Genomic DNA, 17,442 nt, shown 5'->3' with positions numbered 1-17,442 from the left:
AACCCCCGCGGTAGGCCGCGGGGGTTCGGGATCGTTCCCTTCGGGATCAGCGCGCGAGGATCGCCTGGACGATCTGCTCGGCGGCCTCCTCGGCCGTCAGATCGACGGTATTGACCGTGATCTCGGCCGCCTCGGGGGCTTCATAGGGGCTGTCGATGCCGGTGAAGTTCTTCAGCTGGCCCGACCGCGCCTTTTTATAAAGCCCCTTCACATCGCGGCTTTCGGCCACTTCGAGGGGCGTGTTCACGAAGACCTCGAGGAATTCGCCCTCGGCCATCAGCTCGCGCACCATGCGGCGTTCCGACCGGAAGGGCGAGATGAAGGCCGTCAGCACGATCAGACCGGCATCGGTCATCAGCCGGGCCACTTCGCCCACGCGGCGGATGTTTTCCACCCGGTCGGCATCGGTGAAGCCCAGATCGCGGTTCAGCCCGTGGCGCACATTGTCGCCATCCAGCAGGAAGGTGTGCTTGCCCAGGGCATGCAGCTTCTTTTCCACCAGATTGGCGATGGTCGATTTCCCCGACCCCGAGAGGCCGGTGAACCAGACCACGGCGGCTTTCTGGTTCTTCAGGCTTGCATGGGCGTCGCGGTTCACATCGACCGCCTGCCAGTGGATGTTCTGGCTGCGGCGCAGGGCGAAGTGGATCATCCCGGCGGCGACGGTCGCATTGGTCATGCGGTCGATCAGGATGAAGCCGCCCAGATCGGGGTTCACCGCATAGGATTCAAACGGGATCGCCCGGTCGACCGAGATATTGACCACACCGATCGCATTGAGCCCCAGCGTCTTCGAGGCCAGATGTTCCAGCGTGTTGACGTTGACCTCATATTTCGGCTCGGTCACCGTGGCGGTCACGGTCTGCGTGCCGATCTTGAGCAGATAGGGACGGCCGGGCAGCATGGCGGCCTCGTCCATCCAGACCAGCGTCGCCTCGAACTGGTCGGCGACCTCGCAGGGTTCGTCCGCCTGCACGATGACATCCCCGCGCGAGCAGTCGATCTCATCGGCGAAGGTCAGCGTCACCGACTGGCCGGCAATCGCCTGATCCAGATCGCCGTCATAGCTGACGATCGACTTGACCGTCGTGGTCTTGCCCGAGGGCAGCACGCGGATCGCATCGCCCGGACGCACCACGCCCGCGCCGATCTGGCCGGCAAAGCCGCGGAAGTCGAGATTGGGGCGGTTCACCCATTGCACGGCCATGCGGAAGGCATAGTCCTGCATCCGCGTGTCATTGACCGGCGCCTCTTCGAGGTGCTGCAGCAGCGTCGGCCCCTGATACCAGGGCATGGCCGCGCTTTTCATCGCGATGTTTTCGCCCTTCAGCCCCGAAATCGGGATCGGCAGGAAGCTTTCCATCCCGATCTGCTGGGCGAAATGCGAATAATCCTTCACGATTTCATAGAAGCGCTCCTGGCTGTAGCCCACCAGGTCCATCTTGTTGATGGCCAGCACCACGTTGCGGATGCCCAGAAGCTGAACCAGATAGGAATGCCGCCGCGTCTGCGTCAGCACGCCCTGGCGCGCATCGATCAGGATCACGGCCAGGTCGGCGGTCGAGGCGCCGGTGACCATGTTGCGGGTATATTGTTCATGGCCGGGGGTATCGGCCACGATGAACTTGCGCTTGTCGGTGGCGAAGAAGCGATAGGCCACGTCGATGGTGATGCCCTGTTCGCGCTCTGCGGCCAGACCGTCGACCAGCAGCGCGAAATCGATGTCACCGCCCTGGGTGCCGACCGATTTCGAATCCTTCTCCAGCGAGGCCAGCTGATCTTCGAAGATCATCTTGGTATCGTAGAGCAGGCGCCCGATCAGCGTCGACTTGCCGTCATCCACCGACCCGCAGGTGATGAAGCGCAGCATAGTCTTGTGCTGATGCTTGAGAAGATAGGCGTCGATGTCCTCGGCAATGAGGGCGTCGGTGACGTAGACGGAATCCTGGGTCGCGGACATCTCAGAAATACCCCTCTTGCTTCTTCTTCTCCATCGAGGCCGACTGGTCGTGGTCGATGGCGCGGCCCTGACGTTCCGAGGTGGTGGTCAGCAGCATTTCCTGAATGACTTCCGGCAGGGTCTTGGCCTCGGATTCGACGGCGCCGGTCAGCGGGTAGCAGCCCAGCGTGCGGAACCGGATCGAGCGCATGACCGGGGTTTCCCCGGGGGCCAGCGGGAAGCGTTCGTCATCGACCATCAGCAGCAGGCCGTTGCGTTCCACCGTCGGGCGCGGCTCGCTGAAATAGAGCGGCACGATCTCGATGCCTTCGAGGTGGATATATTGCCAGATGTCCAGCTCGGTCCAGTTCGACAGCGGGAAGACGCGGATGCTCTCGCCCTTGGCCTTGCGGGTATTGTAAAGCTTCCACAGCTCGGGGCGCTGGTTCTTGGGGTCCCAGCGGTGGTTGGCCGAGCGGAACGAGAAGACGCGTTCCTTCGCGCGGGATTTCTCCTCGTCGCGGCGGGCGCCGCCGAAGGCCACGTCGAAATTGTATTTCGTCAGCGCCTGTTTCAGACCTTCGGTCTTCCACATGTCGGTATGCAGCGACCCGTGGTCGAAGGGGTTGATGCCCTTTTCCTTGGCTTCGGGGTTCTGATAGACCAGAAGCTCCATCCCGGCATCGCGGGCGGCCTTGTCGCGCAGGTCATACATCGCCCGGAATTTCCAGGTCGTGTCCACATGCAGCAGCGGGAAGGGCGGCGGGGCCGGATAGAAGGCCTTTTTCGCCAGATGCAGCATGCAGGCGGAATCCTTGCCCACGGAATACAGCATCACCGGGTTTTCGGCATTGGCCACCACTTCACGCATGATGTGGATGGCTTCGGCTTCCAGGCGCTGCAGATGGGTGAGCGTGCTCTGGCTGATCCCGGCCGCGGCGGACGTGCTCGTCGTCATGAATGGCCCCTTTGAAACGGTTTGAGGCGATGTGGCAAATTTTTCGCCTTGCTCCAAGAGGCGGCCCATCGATTTTGGCCGCTTTCGCCCCGGGACGCACAAAAAAACCCTCTCTTTCTAGGCGAAACCCTGCCCAAGCTGTCCCGTGGGCATGCTCTGTCCGGATGTGGCTGTTCCCTTGTGGCGGGGGGGGGTGGAACAAGGTTCTTTTTTGCGCGCGGCCGGGCTGATCTGCGGAGAGATTGTCCGGCCCGGCAACAGGCGGCGTGTCCTGCCGCCCTGCGGGGGGGGGCAGGCCCCAGATTCTGGCGCGGGTTTGCCGCTTAGAATTTTTGTTGTCCACAATTTGGAATGTCGCTTTATCTGCAAAGTAGAAGTGTCGCTGGGGCTGCGCAGAGCGGTACTGGGCAGGGCGGAGACCTCCGACATCGCAGACCTGCCCGGTCCTGCGGGCAGGTTCATTCAGCGGCATGTTGCATCTCTGCTGCCGCCTCGGCAGCACGACGGTCCGCACGTTTCTCAGCCCAGCCCTTGGGACCTGGAGGCTTGCGGCCGGTGGGGGTGTATTTGGTCCTCTGCTTGCCGATCTTCACCTCGTCCATCGCGAGGCGGGTATCCTGTATCTCCTTGGCGAGGGCCAGGGCTTCCGACAGCCGCTTGTTCTCGGTGATCGCCGCATGGGTCACGCGCTGCTGGTCAGGGTCGAAGACCTTGTAGGGCAGGGAATAACCCCTCCAGCGCACGTCAAAGCGGCCATCCCGCTAGGGTCCAGCCTCATTGATCCTCATAGCCAGAACATGACGGTTGCAGCGAGGGCGACGACGGACAGGAAGGTCTTGGGGCATCTGTCATAGCGGGTTGCAACCCGGCGCCAATCTTTCAGCCGACCGAACATAATCTCGATGCGGTTGCGGCGACGATAGCGCCGCTTGTCGTAGCGAACGTTCTTGCCGCGCGACTTCCTGCCAGGGATGCATGGACGTATCCCCTTGTCTTTCAATGCATCTCGAAACCAGTCTGCATCATAACCGCGATCCGCGATCATCCAGTCGGCCGCGGGCAGACTGCCCAGCAGGGCGGCGGCTCCGGCGTAGTCGCTGACCTGACCGGCGGTCATGGAGAACTTCAGGGGCCGCCCCTTGGCGTCAGTGACGGCATGCAGCTTGGTGTTCAGCCCACCTTTCGTGCGCCCGATCAGGCGCCCGCGCTGGTCGTCGGGTCCCCCTTTTTCGCCCGCAGGCTCGAAGCCGTGCGGTGCGCCTTGAGATACGTCGCGTCGATCATGACGGTCTTCTGCCCGGTGCTCTCGGAGGCCAGTCCCTCCATCATCCGGGCAAAGACCCCCATGTCGCCCCACCGCTTCCAGCGGTTGTAGAGCGTCTTCGGCGGCCCATACTCCCGCGGAGCATCGCACCACCGCAAACCATTGCGATTGAAGAAGATTATGCCGCTCAGCACGCGCCGATCATCGACACGCGGCTTGCCATGGCTCTTCGGGAGTGAGGAGGATCAGAAAACAGTCCGGGGGACTGTTTTCCCGACGAACGGCCTCAACCGCCCCATCTGCTCGTCCGTCAGCCAGAAAAGGTTGCTCATCATCACCCCCCTCAGTTCGGGAGCTTGAATCACGCAGGCCCGGCGCTCTCAAGCCTATCAATGGGTCCTGACCCTAGGCATAGGTGTCGACATATTTGCCCACCAGGCCGCGCGAGACCTCGGTCTCCTCCAGCGTGATCCGCTTCCTTTCATAAGAACATAAGAAAACGTCAATTGCTGACCGACATCGCGTTCGTCGCGCCAACACAGAATGCCGTTCAGCCGGTCCGGGCTTTCGGTCACCGCGCGGTGGAGGTTGTCAGGGCGGGCAGAGGTTCTTGCAAATTGCTGGTTGTGGCGCTGGGTACAACCCGGCAGCCAAGCAGTCCCTGCCACCATGCCAGTCACGTCATCAAGCCGCATCTCCTTGACAAGACGGTCTTGCAGGGTACGGTTCTTGCGCTCGACCCGCCCCTTGGCCTGGCTCGAATTTGCACAGGGGATCTCGATATTTAGCTCCAAAAGCGCACGACCGAACTGCGTGGTGCCGTGACCTGTCCGCACCTCGGACTTCGCGACACGGAACACCGAATGCTTGTCGGAAGGGAAGGCAACAGGTTTGCCATGAGCCCGCAGATAACCCGCCAGCATCTCGAAAGAGGCAAACGTGCTTTCCGAGGGCACAAAACGCATCTCCTGGATCGCGTCGGTCGCATCGTCCACCGCCACGATCAGCGTGCAAGGGGCATCGCGATCTTCGAACCAGCGATGGTCCGAGCCGTCGATCTGCACCAGTTCGCCATAACATTCCCGCCGAAGGCGCGGCCGATGGAGCACCCGCCGCTGGCTGCGGGACAGCCAAAGCCCGTCCTCAACCATCCATTTGCGCAAGGTCTCGCGGGAAATCTTCACTCCGTCGCGCTCGGCCAGCTTCTCGGCTGCCAGCGTCGGCCCAAAATCGGCGTAGCGTTCCCGCACAAGCGCCAGGGTCACCCTCGAGCGTCCGATTGTTCGATGGACGTCCGCGCGCCTTGTGTCTCAGCGCCACAGCGCCGTCTTCGCGAAACGTCCTTAGCAATCGTTGAACCTGTCGATCGCTCAGGCACAAAATCGAAGCTGCCTCTGACGTGGACAGCCGCCGCGCAACCACGCTCGACAGCACTTCAACCCGGTGAACCTCGCGCTCGCTCATCAGCATCCATCCCATGACGCCCGACTCCTTTAACGGAAGAACAGGGCGACATTCCAACTTTGCTCAGGTGCGACAGTTCTACTTTGCGCTTACAAATTTTTACGTATAACTTTGATTATGTAATATTTATATACTGGCGGTGAGTCCGCTAAAACCTTGAGCAAGGAAGAACACCCCACCTGAACCGGTACGCTTCAAGGTGGATGCGGCTTGTTCCAGCCCTGCATTGACAAATGATACCCTTATCATGGCCCATTTTGACACTTTGAACGCGACCACCCTCTGGCAGGATTTTGCATCTGAACGTCAGTGGCGGGGCCTGGAATTCCGCACTCGAAGTCTCGGACCGGTCCGCAGGGAAATCCATACCCGCTTAGACGGTGCATATCGCTGCAAGAGCGCCAAGAAACCTGCCCTGAAACCTGTGTGGCGACCCTGAAAACCCTCCATCCTATACGGTCAGTCTCTTGGTCATGTGCCTGACAAGACGTGCCATGACCGCATCGCGTCTGACTGGGATCCCAAGAGGACCGCTGCACGCGGGGGATCGGCCCGAGCGCCGCAGGAGCAGAGGCGCCGCCTCGATCATGTCGCCGGGGAGGAAGATATGCCTGAAGCCCCTCGGAGGGCACATATTGATCAGATGCCTTGTCCACGTGCTTTTCACGCGATCATGGCCGCGCGTTCATCGCGCGCGACATGGATCTTTGGACTTGGCAACACAGCACCGTGCCCGATTTCTCCTGGCCAGGCACGCTGACCGATACTGCCTGCCTGCCCTTCGGGCGCGCCTATCCGAGCCCCCTTGCTTGCCTGGGGGTGAGGGAGTAGGTCCAAAGGCGACCTAAACGACATAAGAATTCTTGCAAATTCCAAGAAAGTTGGAACTTCATGACCAGGTTCATCGTCCACATCGGGGACGGCAAGTGTGGCAGCTCTTCGATCCAGAAGAGCCTCTTTGAAGCCCGAGAAGATCTGCGTCAGGCAGGCATCCTCTATGAAACATCCGTTCCGAAAAATGGTCAGTTCAGTTTGATCTCCCTGATCGGCAGGGGAACGCGTGGCCCCGCGGACGCGGTGGCTGAGCAGACCCGCCAGACGCTGGAAATGATCCGGGCCAATCTGCAGCCAGGCGATACGGTTCTTCTGTCCGGAGAGTCCTTCTTTTCGGTGCCGCCAGAACAGATGATGCAAATTCTGCAAGCCATTGCGCCTGAGATCGGGCAGCTTGACATCATCGCATATGTCCGGTCGCCCCATAGCATGTATCTCTCTCTGACCCAGCAGACGCTGAAGGCGAGCAGCACCTATGTAAAGCCGGATGCCTATGTCCGCAGGTTGGACAGCATCCTTTCTGCCTGGGCGTCGTTCGACCGAACCAACAGTGTGACCGTGCGGCACTTTGACCGGGCGCATCTTGTCGGTGGGGATGCGGTTGCGGATTTTGAGCAGGTTCTCAGAGACATCACCGGGCAGTCCGGCCTGCAGCTTCCCAGATCGGTTGAAAACACCTCCCTGTCCGCCGAGCAGATGGTGGTTCTTCAGCGTTTCCGCACCGCATTTCTTAAAGAGATGGATGGAAAGTTCAGCCCGCAAAGCAACCATCTTATCCAGTGTTTTGAAAAGATGAACAGCACAGGGCTGGTCGGCCATAAGCCGCAGCTCTCCGATCATGCGAAGTCGGTTGTCTGCCAAGCCAATGCGGTGGTTGTTGAGAACTTGGGCCGCCAGTTCCCCGGGCTTGTGCTGGACAATACCGCCCCCCAGTTTGACGGTGTGAGGGATCTGGCCCCCTGGGCGTGGTCCGATGGCGTGCAGGACATTCTGGCGCATTGCGACGACGAGCTGGTCGCACATCTCATGAAGCTGGTGCCGGGTTTCTCGCCAGCTCTGCAGGGAGGCATGACGGCTGCGGCAGAACAGGCCGTGCGCACCATTTTGAACTTGCCCCGCGTGACATGTGATGAGGTGATCGGTGCGGTTCGGAACTACTGGCGCAGATCGGGATGTGCACGGGCGGCGCAGCAGCTGGATGCACTGCAGCTGTGCCAGAAGCTTCCAGACATCGTAGGGTGACGCACGGGACCATGTACCGGTTCGACGACAGGAGACAGGGGTGGACGTTTTTCATTCCGTGAACGGATCGCAAGTCGGTCGCAGGTCCGGGAACAGCCATCCATTTTATCCGACCGGCGATTGGGGGCGGGACGATGAGCGCCTCCGGGGAAGGCGCGCTCGACCTCTTACCCGGCCTGCATCCCGTCAGAGCCGGCTTTGGCTTGCTGCAACTGCTTTTCCAGCGCCAGAATGCGGTTCTTATACTTGTCCACGTCGCGCCGCAGCCTGCTGATGAGCTCTTGCTCAGCCGTCTCGGCCACGCCGTCGTTTTGCATCGCGGCTTCCGTAGCCTCAACCAGACCGTATCGTTCGAGAAATGTCCCGATGATGCGGCCCACGATGAAATCGCTCGCGTGCAGCCTGTCCTCCTGCCAGGCAAGAGACGGGGCACTGTTCATCACTGTCTCATAGCTGGGAAAGTAATCTATTCCGGTGTGAGCGTCCGCGAACTCCATCGCCGCGACCCTCAGTGTGGATTTCGAGGTCATATTGGCGACGATGATGTCATCTTCGGAAAATGTGCGGCCCAAAGCCACGGGGGAAACCGTGACAATGACTTTCTGCCCCGGCTTCCCATGGCGCGCGAGAAGGCCATGAATTTCCTGCAGGGCGCGGGTGCAATCATCCAGCGACAGGCATTTGAAGCCAAAACGGTCGGGCTCCTGCGCGATCAACCTTGGGGCGGGCATTTCCGTCAGGTAGAGGTCGGTTTTGTGATCATACCAAGCCTCGATCAGGCCGAGCGTGAGGATCACCACGTCAGCCTTGAACACCTGGGCAAAGGCGGTGTTGATTTCCGCACGACGCGCGCTCAGGGCATCAATCGTCGCATCCCCGGAATTTACCCGCAGCTGTGAGTCATAGAAGAGGCCGTCTCGCACGGGCAGAAAGGCTTCCACCGGGAAGGGGCGTTCCCCGGCGGCGAACTGCAGCTCCTGCAGGATCGACAAAGGGGTATATTTGTTGAAAATGCCGAGGGTGCGGCCGCCGGTGTCGCCAAGATCGCGCACATTCATCTTCCGGCTCAGAACCTCAGCCCCGGAAAGCTCCAGGCGTTCCTCCACATTGCGGGCGAAACAAGATCCGATGGCAAAGAACGTGTCACCCGGCTTGCAGGAAAAGCTCTGTCGTCCGACCGGGACAACCACCTGCTTCAGGATACGCTCGCGGGCCGACAGATGGGCGCCGCCCACCCAGCGATCAAAATCATTGGCCTTCGAGCGTGCAAGAGCATCTTTTGCGGTGATCATTAGGTCACATCCCGGAAAGTAGTATGGCTGCTTCATGAACAGAGGCGCCCCGAGTCTGTGCCATTCACTGATCGTGTGCAAGGGCGCCATGTTGTCCGGGCTTGAGTGAGGGACCTGCCACGGGATTTCTCCTCCTCCGCCGAGATGAGAAGCCGGCTCAGGGAGACGACAGGCCGCACGATTGACGGGAGAGGAGAGCATGGGCGCACCGCAGGATCAGGGTCGAAGGCATGAAATGGCTGATCCTTGCCGCAGGCACGGGAGGCGCGCGCGCCATACGCGCAGTCACAGGGCACCCTCAACCCCCAGCGCCGGTCTTCCTGCTCGGCAGGGCGTGGGCGGGTGGCCGGCGGGAAAAGGTCCCGCGCTTTGCCGGAGCCAAGCAGAGTACGCCCGAACCTTCAGGGCTTGCCCCGAGGCGCGATCCTTTGCCGAGAGGGACGGATGTCATGGATCCTGCTGCCTGCGCCCCCTGCCCTGTCAATGCCACAGGACTGTGCTATGTAGCATGGCCCCTTTCGTCATGTTTTGATCGGCTATGTCTTTTATGTCTTTGATGTCACTCAAGAAGCGACCTTCATCCCGCAGCGCCTCGGAGAGCGCGCCCCAGCGGGAGACGCGCCGCGTCCGGGGCTGTCTGATTGTACGGCAAATGGTGCACGGCTATGCCTTGCTTGAGACTGGCGCCCCGCAAGGCTGCAGGAAGCTGGCAATTCCGTCCGAACACAGGAGCAGCGCGATGATGATTGCTTGCATGGCCGAACGACATCACCTTTCAGCAGGGCCAGATCAACAGTGAAGATGCCGCAAGCGCTGGCGCGGATGCTCGCCAAGACCGTCTGCGGCGCCGACATGGCACTGGCACAGAAGTAAACTCCACCAGATCGATGGGATCGGGCAGGACAGCGGAGACAGAAGGTAACGCATATGGCGCAATCCAAACACGCGGAGAACGAGCCGGGCTCGGAGGCTCAGGGGGCATCGCCGAAGGCCGAACGGCATGCCGTGATCGTCCTGCCGATGCATCGCAGCGGGTCGAGTGCCTTGTCGCGTATGCTGAGCCTGCTGGGGTGCGATCTGCCAAAGACACTGATGGTCGGCAATGAGACCAACCCGACCGGCCACTGGGAATCGACGGTCGTGCGGGCGCTGAACGACGACATCCTGAGCTCTGGCGGATCAAAGTGGCAGGACTGGCTGGCATTCAATTCCAACTGGTACAAGACGCCCAAGCCGCGCGAATTTCAGGCCCGCGCGCTGGAGGTTCTGGCGAAGGAGTTCGGATCATCAAGTCTGTTCGTCTTCAAGGATCCCCGCGTCTGCCGGATCTTTCCGTTCTGGCGGGATGTCTTCGCAGCCGCCGGGATCGAGCCGAAGATCGTTCTGACCGTCCGTCACCCGCAGGAAGTCGCTGCCTCGCTTGAGCGGCGCAAAGACAACGGGATTCCCGCGCTGGTGGGGCTGCTGCTCTGGCTGCGCTACATGCTGGACGCCGAGGCTGACACGCGCGGGATGACCCGCGCAGTGGCATCTTATGACATGCTGCTGCAGGATCCGGTGGGTCTGGCGGAAACTCTTCAGGCGCGGCTGGGGCTGTTCTGGCCCAGCCTGTCGGAATCGCAAGCCGATGTGATCCGCGGCTTCATGGACCCTAGCCTGCGCCATCACAATGCAGCGGCCGAGGCGGGTCTTGCCGCGATGCCCGACTTCCGCGAGTGGTTGGAGGCGGTCTATGAAATATTCCTGCGGTGGAGCCGTGACGGTGAGGATGCCGCCGACTATCCGACGCTGGACGCGGTGCGCCTGCAGCTGGATGATCTGGCGACCCCGCTACATCGGCTCGTCAGCACCGTCACCGCACAGGCCGGGAACCTGGCCCATAAAACCGCCGAAGTCGATGCTCTGAAGAAAGAGAAGGCGGTCCTGCAGGGCAAGGTGGACGAAACTCTGACAGCCCGTGATGAGGCCCTCAGTGTCCGTGATGCGCTGCGGGGGGAAAAGGATCGGCTTGCGCAAAAGCTGAGCCAGCGTGACGCCGCCCTTCAGGACCTGCAGGGCAAAGTCCAAAGCCTGAGCAATGCGTTGGAGCAGCACAACCATGAGGTAGGAGCCGCCGCCGAGGCGCTGCGGGGGGAAAAGGACCGTCTCGCGCAAGAGCTGAGCCAGCGTGACGCCGCCCTTCAGGACCTGCAGGGCAAAGTCCAAAGCCTGAGCAATGCGTTGGAGCAGCGCAACCATGAGGCAGGAGCCGCCGCCGAGGCGCTGCGGGGGGAAAAGGACCGGCTCGCGCAAGAGCTGAGCCAGCGTGACGCCGCCCTTCAGGACCTGCAGGCCGAGGTCGAACGCCGGCGCCGGGCCCTCCGGACAGCCGAGCGTTCAGTTGTGCAGCTGCGCGAGAAAGCCGCAAGGCTGGATGCGGTGGCGAAGACCCAAGCCGATGAGCTGGCGCAGATGGCGCAGATGATCGTCGAGAAGGAAGAAGCGCTCAAACGCCGCAAGGCTGCGGCCCATGCTGCGGATACAGCGCTCGCAGCACTGCGGCACAAGCTTGCCCGGATCGGAGCGCAGCACGAGGCGGTGCTGCAGAGCGACTCTTGGAAGGTGACCGCCCCTCTGCGGTGGATCTCCAGGTTATTGAGACGCTTTGCTCGGGGTGCCGGGGCAGCCCGACAAACGCAGCGGAAGAATGGGAAAGCGACATGACGATTGCCGAAGAAATCAGTGCCTCCGGCCTGTTCGACCGCCGCTGGTATCTGGCGGCCTATCGGGATGTCGCCCTGTCTGGGATGAAGCCACTTGCGCATTTCATCCGCATCGGGATGAAGATCGGCCGCGATCCCGGGCCGAAATTCGACACGCGCCACTATTTGCAACAGGTCTCCGCGGCCGAGCTCAAGGGCCTAGCGCCTGTCCTGCATTATCTCCGGGTCGGCCGTGCACAGGGCAAGACGGCCCTTGCAACGGCTGGAAAGAGCGCCGGCCGGCGGCGCACGCCTGCCGTCCCGCCGTCGCGCCGGATCCAAGCACCGCAAATGTTTGCCTCTGCCGAAAAAGCCTCGCAGCGGCTTCGGAAAATTCTCTCCGCCAGTCTGAAGGGAAAGCCGAAAAGGCTGTTCAATAGCTTTGACACGGCGCTTGAGAACGAGGTGCGCTCTGCGGCGGCGCGGCTCTATTGGAAAGAACGGGATCGCTATCAGGCCATCAAGGTTTCAGTGGTGATGCCCGCCTACAATCGTGCTGACCGGATCGGTAAGGCCATTGAGTCGGTTCAAGCGCAATCGCATGGAAATTTTGAACTGCTGATTGTTGATGATGGCAGCAGCGACAATTTGAAAGAGGTTCTGAAAGGCTATGCCGACGATAGCCGTATCCGGACTTTCTGGAACGATCACAAGGGGGTTAGCGCGGCGCGTAACACAGCGCTTGAGCACGCAACCGGCACCTATGTTTTCTACCTCGATTCTGACAATGTCTGGACCCCCGATTTCCTTGCCATAATGGTCACAGCCTTTGAGGTGTCGGGCCAGAGCTGCCTTTATGGCGCGTCACAGCTGCAGAACGGTCTGCAGGAGGTGCTGGGCTATCGAGGCGAACCGTTCAACTGGGACCAATGCCTGTCGGGCAATTACATCGACATGAACGTCTTTGCCCATCGAGCCGATCTGATCCGGAAATACGGCGCCTTCGATACAGTTTTGCAACGTATGGTCGATTGGGATCTGATCCTGCGCTACACGCGTGAAGGCGGGGCGGCCTATTGTCCTGTGCTGGGTTGCATCTATTTGGAGGACCGTGAGGATACCGGCCGGATCTCCACCTCCCGGCCTTATATCTTCCGCAAACTGGTACATGAGAAGAACCGGCTGGGCTTGACGTCTGTCGCCGAGACCCTCGACAAGATTTCGCTGCGTTTTGCGCTCAAGATCCCTGCCCCGTACAAGGTGCGCCATGCGTGGGGCGATTATCACTATGCGGAGTCGCTCCGGGCGTCGCTGGAGATGCTGGGCCATAAGGTTCGGATCGATTTCCTCGAGGACTGGGACAAGCATCCCCCCAATACCAGCGATGTGGTGGTGGTTCTGCGCGGGCTGTCAGCCTATACGCCCAAGCCGACCGAATTCAGCATCCTGTGGAACATCAGCCACCCTGATCAGATTTCCTACGAGGAGTATGCGCGCTACGACATTATCTGCGTCGCCTCTGTGTCCTATGCTGATCTTCTTTCGAAGATTCTTGAACGCAAGGTGCATGCGCTACTCCAATGCACCGATTCACGGTCCTTCGCCTATCGGGAGCATGAAAACCGTCCCGGGGCGCCTGGCGTTTTCATCGGAAATTCGCGTAACGAATTCCGAGAGATCGTGAAGTGGGCTGTCGAGGCAGGGGCCGGGCTTGAGATCTACGGGCAGCGTTGGGAACAGTTTGTCCCCGCAGAGATGATCGTCAAGGACAACCTGCCCAATGACCAACTGGCAAATGTCTATGCTGGTGGCCATTTCGTTCTGAATGATCACTGGGCGTCGATGCGGGATTTCGGGATCATATCAAACCGGGTCTTCGATGTGGTGGGCTGTGGCGGTAGACTGGTGTCCGACAGCATCCCCTCGATCGCCCAGACCTTTGGCGGAGTTGTCGAGATGGTGGACGATCCGGAAGGGCTGAGGAAGGCCCTTGCCGAACCGTTGCCGCCAGTCGCCCAGGCGCAGCGTCGCTGGGCAGCGGAACAGGTACATGCGCATCACAGTTTCGACGTCCGTGCACGGGAGATGATGCAGCTGATCAAGATGAAGCTGGTCGAACCCGGCACAGGGCCCCGCGCTCCATCGGCACCGGTCCGCAGTCCGCGGCGCCGGCGTATCGGGCTTTTGTTGCAACAGGGGAAGCGCTGGCCGACCAGTTCTGCCTTTATTCGTCTGATCGCCCCGCTGACAACGGATTATGCCGCCACCAAGCTGGAGCTTGTCTACCTTCAGGACGGTTCTGATCCGCAGCTGAAGGAATGCGACATCTGCATCGTGCAGCGCATCGCCGTGCGGGACGATACGGAGGCCGACTTGCTGCTGGAGCGTCTGGAACGTCTTTGCATCCCGCTATTCGTCGATACCGACGATGCGTTCTCATTCCACGAAAAGCATATGGCGGATGACCTGGTGCTGAAGAGGCTGATGGGACGCGCGCGCGAGGTCTGGTTCTCGACAGAGGCGCTGGCAGAGGCCTATAGCGAACTGCAGGTGCCGAAGCGGGTCATTCCAAACAATCTCGATCCGCGTTTCTGGCGCAATTACAGACAGCCTGTGAAAACCAGCTTCGATGCCCCGAAGGTCCGTTTCCTCTACATGGGAACTGTCACCCACGAGCAGGATTTTCTGAGCGTTCTGCCCGCCTTCGAAAGGCTGGGCGAGGAAATGCCCGATCGTTTCGAGTTGACCCTGATCGGTGCCGTCCGGAATCCGCCCCAATATCCTTGGCTAAAGCAGTTGATGCCGCCGGAAGCTGCAGGCAGCTATCCACGCTTTGTGCGTTGGCTGGTCGAGAACGCGCAGTTCGATGTCGGCATCGCCCCGCTGGTCGGTAGCACCTTCAACGGCGCCAAATCCGACATCAAGTTCCTGGATTATGCCGCGCTTGGCTTGGTTCCGATGGTCTCGGAAGGTCCCGCCTATGCCAAGGTGATCGCGTTGGGTCTCGCGATCGGATGTCGTTCAGATCCCGAGGATTGGTTTGAAAAAGCCGCGCGCATCATTCGTGATCCGCAGGCCTATGAGGGGATGCGTCAGGCAGCTCTGGCCCATGTGTGGCGAGAGCGGAACGTACTCAATTCAGGGAACGAACTTGTGGATATCATGAGCGCCTCCTGGTTCCCCGGGGAAATCGCCGACTGAACGTTGGCTTTCGAGGGATATGAGAGCCACTGCCCGGCCCAGCATTTGCGCCTGGCAGCGGCTGGTGCTGGATCGAGAGAAGCCCGGCTATATTGACGCCGTCCAGTGTGTTTCGGCGTGCAAAATTGCCCCCCTGACGTTCTGTCGGACCGTTCGTTGCGAGGTAGAGGATGTGATGGGTAATCCCCCCGTTTTAACGGGGTGCAGAAGTAGACTTCAGGCAGCCATCTTCAGTTTCTGGGCGGGTGTGATACCGCCGATTCCCATGTTGGGGCGCTCATTGTTGTCAGTCCATAGCCAGTCGGTTGCGATCTGTTGCGCCTCCTCGATGGTTTCAAAGATGTAGAGGTCCAGCCATTCCTGCCGGAACGTCCGGTTGTAGCGCTCGACATAAGCATTCTGCTGGAGCTTTGCGGGTTGGATGTGGTTCAGGGCAATGCCTTGCTTCTCGGCTCAGATCATCAGCGTTGAGCTGATGTATTCCGGGCCGTTGTTCACCCTGATGGCCAGCGGCTTTCCGCGCCACTCGATGATCTGGTGCAGCGCCCGGACCACGCGCTCAGCACTGCGCTAACCTCCTGCGCCGATGCCGACTTGCAGTGGGCCGGCCGGAATCAGCCGAGATGAAGCAAGCGCGCGATCCCCTCGGCATCCCGGCGATCGGTCTTGATTGGCATCGCCTTCAGCGCCCCCTTCACCTGCCGGGTTTCCATCAGCACAACGTCAAGTCCAGCCTCGGTCAGCCCGCGGTACAACCATTGCGACAGGGGGCCGACTTCGAGGCCGATGGCGGCGATGGTGGCGTCGAGTTTGTTTGTTTTTCACTGAGAACTGAGCCATGTGAACCTTTTCCTAAAGCGGTGAGCGGCGGGGGCAACGGAGTGATCCACATGAGGCTTTTTGAACATCATCCGACGCATGCACTTGCGGCAGAAGCTGTCGATCCGCGAGATTGCGCGGCTGACGGGCGTGTCGCGGAATACTGTGACCAAGCATGTGGCAGCAAACATGATCGAGCCCAAATTTGCGACGCCGGAGCGGCTCAGCAAGCTTGATCCCTATGCGGAGAGGCTGGCAGGCTGGCTGAAGACCGGGGCCGGGAAGTTGCGCAAACAACGGCGCACAGTGAAGCAGTTGCATGCTGATTTTCTGGCGCTTGGCTTCACCGCTTCCTCCCCCCGGGTTGCGGCTTTTGCGCGACGGTGGAAGGCAGATCGGCCGCCCGAACCGCAGACGACGGGGCGCGGGACCTTCGTGCAGTTGCACTTTGCCCCCGGCGGTGCCTTCCAGTTTGATTGGAGCGAGGATTTTGCGGTTCTGGGGTGTGATCCTCCGGTGCATTGGCCAGGCACCGCGCGACCGCCTCATAGGACGCCAGCGGACGGCGTGCCACCGGGGCAGCGACCGGCGCTGTCGGGACAGATGCCGCCCGCCGGGTGAGCGGAATCGGCTTGCGATGGCCGGGATCGAGCCGACGCTGGTTCTTGCCCTCAAGCACCGGATGGGTGGCGATCAGTCGACCATCCTCGAAGATCCGCACCTCGGCCGGATGGTTCTGGACCTCGACGAGGCGGCGCCTGGTCGTGTCCGGCACGCTGTATTGGTTGCCGCCAACCGCGACCATTCCTTCCTGGCTGATCCGCCGCTCCACCGTCAGCACCGCGTCATATGGGTGCAGCGGCAAGGGCAGCAGGTGCGGTCTCTTCTCGGCAAAATGGTCTTCCACGACCCGTTGCGTGGTGGCATGCACGCGGGGATTGGCGATGGTCACGCGCCAGTCCTCGAACTGGGCATTCAGATCGTCCATGTCGCGGAAGCTGCGGCCAAGGAAAAAGTCCTGGCGCACGTAGCGAAAGGGCCGCTCGACCTTGCCTTTCGTTTTGGCCCGGTAAGGCTGGCAGGCCCGTTGCGCGGACCCGTAATGCGCCAGCAGCGCCACGAGAGACTCGTTGTAGGTACACCACGCCCGCAGAATCCTCCCCGATGACCGCCGTTTTCATTCAGTCATAGAGGATCTCGGCGCATCACCGTTTCCAGCGTCTGATTCTGGCGGAACCGCCCCCACAGCCACCGGCTGTGCCCCAGCACCATGCTGAACAGCCAGACCTTGCGAAGAACGCCGGGCTCCGAGGTGAACGCGACTCGGAACTCGGCAAAGTCCACCTGCACCTGCTGACCCGGCCCGCTCTCGTGGCCGAGCGCTTCAACCCCGATCTGAAGCGCGTCTACGACAGGCTGATCGATGTGGGGAAGCGCCAGAAGGTGGCGCCCCCCGCGGTCATGCGCAAGCTTGTCATCTTGGTAAACGCGCTGGTCGCAGGAGCGCAGAAATGGCCCCCAACGCGCTGTTGCCAAGAGGGATACTATCTTCTCCTCAGTAGCACGAGTAGATTTCACTGGCTCGATACCGACGATGATACACACCGCCGCCTGTTTACGAGCCTCGGCGGCCTGTTCCGGCAGGGGGGGTATTAGCCGATCCGTGAAGGACCAAGCTTTGAATAGAGCCACCTTCAGACCGAGGACGAGTCTGGAGGAGGTCGGGGAGTTGGGCGCCATTTTTTCGC

General features: G+C 60.9%; 7 protein-coding genes and 6 pseudogenes. 4 read left to right on the top strand and 9 right to left on the bottom strand.

Features of this window, described 5'->3' with window-relative positions; translation table 11 throughout:
* Positions 1–46: 46 nt before the first annotated feature.
* The 5 genes and pseudogenes from cysN to IE101_RS18400 all read right to left on the bottom strand — a co-directional run.
* Positions 47–1,960: a sulfate adenylyltransferase subunit CysN gene (gene cysN, locus IE101_RS18420; RefSeq protein ID WP_189635321.1), complete on the bottom strand. Its 1,914-nt coding sequence runs from the start codon at positions 1,958–1,960 to the stop codon at positions 47–49.
* A gap of 1 nt (position 1,961) precedes the next feature.
* On the bottom strand, positions 1,962–2,897 hold the full coding sequence (gene cysD, locus IE101_RS18415; RefSeq protein WP_189635320.1) for a sulfate adenylyltransferase subunit CysD: 936 nt from the start codon (positions 2,895–2,897) through the stop codon (positions 1,962–1,964).
* A 458-nt stretch (positions 2,898–3,355) separates the two neighbouring features.
* On the bottom strand, positions 3,356–3,640 hold the full coding sequence (locus tag IE101_RS20090; RefSeq protein ID WP_373296138.1) for a hypothetical protein: 285 nt from the start codon (positions 3,638–3,640) through the stop codon (positions 3,356–3,358).
* 41 nt (positions 3,641–3,681) lie between these two features.
* Positions 3,682–4,493, bottom strand: a pseudogene (locus IE101_RS18405) (IS5 family transposase).
* A 79-nt stretch (positions 4,494–4,572) separates the two neighbouring features.
* A pseudogene (locus IE101_RS18400) lies at positions 4,573–5,640 on the bottom strand (ISNCY family transposase); the annotation flags it as partial.
* Positions 5,641–6,516: 876 nt separating this feature from the next.
* On the opposite strand from IE101_RS18400, the gene IE101_RS18395 reads away from it, so the two are divergent.
* Positions 6,517–7,701 carry a hypothetical protein gene (locus IE101_RS18395; RefSeq protein WP_189635319.1) on the top strand — a complete coding sequence of 395 codons (1,185 nt, stop codon included), beginning with the start codon at positions 6,517–6,519 and terminating at the stop codon, positions 7,699–7,701.
* A gap of 167 nt (positions 7,702–7,868) precedes the next feature.
* On the opposite strand, the gene IE101_RS18390 is transcribed toward IE101_RS18395, so the two are convergent.
* A complete protein-coding gene (locus IE101_RS18390; protein WP_189635318.1) occupies positions 7,869–9,083 on the bottom strand; it encodes a GSCFA domain-containing protein in 1,215 nt (404 codons plus the stop codon).
* Between the two features lie 837 nt (positions 9,084–9,920).
* On the opposite strand from IE101_RS18390, the gene IE101_RS18385 reads away from it, so the two are divergent.
* Together IE101_RS18385 and IE101_RS18380 are read left to right on the top strand one after the other, a co-directional pair.
* Positions 9,921–11,696, top strand: a complete 1,776-nt coding sequence (locus IE101_RS18385; RefSeq protein WP_189635317.1) for a hypothetical protein — start codon at positions 9,921–9,923, stop codon at positions 11,694–11,696.
* Entirely contained in the window at positions 11,693–14,875 is a 3,183-nt protein-coding gene (locus IE101_RS18380) for a glycosyltransferase (protein ID WP_189635316.1), read from the top strand. Before IE101_RS18385 ends, IE101_RS18380 begins: the two co-directional genes overlap by 4 nt.
* Before the next feature lie 216 nt (positions 14,876–15,091).
* Here IE101_RS18380 and IE101_RS18375 read toward each other — a convergent pair.
* Together IE101_RS18375 and IE101_RS19880 are read right to left on the bottom strand one after the other, a co-directional pair.
* Positions 15,092–15,439, bottom strand: a pseudogene (locus tag IE101_RS18375) (transposase); the annotation flags it as partial.
* Between the two features lie 53 nt (positions 15,440–15,492).
* A pseudogene (locus tag IE101_RS19880) lies at positions 15,493–15,666 on the bottom strand (IS110 family transposase); the annotation flags it as partial.
* 127 nt (positions 15,667–15,793) lie between these two features.
* Between IE101_RS19880 and IE101_RS19875 the strand changes: the two are divergent.
* Positions 15,794–16,198, top strand: a pseudogene (locus tag IE101_RS19875) (IS21 family transposase); the annotation flags it as partial.
* A 13-nt stretch (positions 16,199–16,211) separates the two neighbouring features.
* On the opposite strand, the pseudogene IE101_RS18365 reads toward IE101_RS19875, so the two are convergent.
* Positions 16,212–17,065 (bottom strand): annotated as a pseudogene (locus tag IE101_RS18365) (Mu transposase domain-containing protein); the annotation flags it as partial.
* Between the last annotated feature and the right edge of the window lie 377 nt (positions 17,066–17,442).

The organism is Gemmobacter lanyuensis, assembly GCF_014652355.1.
GTDB classification, from domain to species: domain Bacteria; phylum Pseudomonadota; class Alphaproteobacteria; order Rhodobacterales; family Rhodobacteraceae; genus Gemmobacter; species Gemmobacter lanyuensis.
The sequence above is the reverse complement of the archived record's forward strand: the minus strand, read 5'-3'. Positions and strand labels throughout refer to the sequence as shown.

Coding starts and splice junctions, on each gene's coding strand:
- cysN (WP_189635321.1), bottom strand. CDS start 1,960: ATGTCCGCGACCCAGGATTCCGTCTACGTCACCGACGCCCTCATTGCC.
- cysD (WP_189635320.1), bottom strand. CDS start 2,897: ATGACGACGAGCACGTCCGCCGCGGCCGGGATCAGCCAGAGCACGCTC.
- IE101_RS18395 (WP_189635319.1), top strand. CDS start 6,517: ATGACCAGGTTCATCGTCCACATCGGGGACGGCAAGTGTGGCAGCTCT.
- IE101_RS18390 (WP_189635318.1), bottom strand. CDS start 9,083: ATGGCGCCCTTGCACACGATCAGTGAATGGCACAGACTCGGGGCGCCT.
- IE101_RS18385 (WP_189635317.1), top strand. CDS start 9,921: ATGGCGCAATCCAAACACGCGGAGAACGAGCCGGGCTCGGAGGCTCAG.
- IE101_RS18380 (WP_189635316.1), top strand. CDS start 11,693: ATGACGATTGCCGAAGAAATCAGTGCCTCCGGCCTGTTCGACCGCCGC.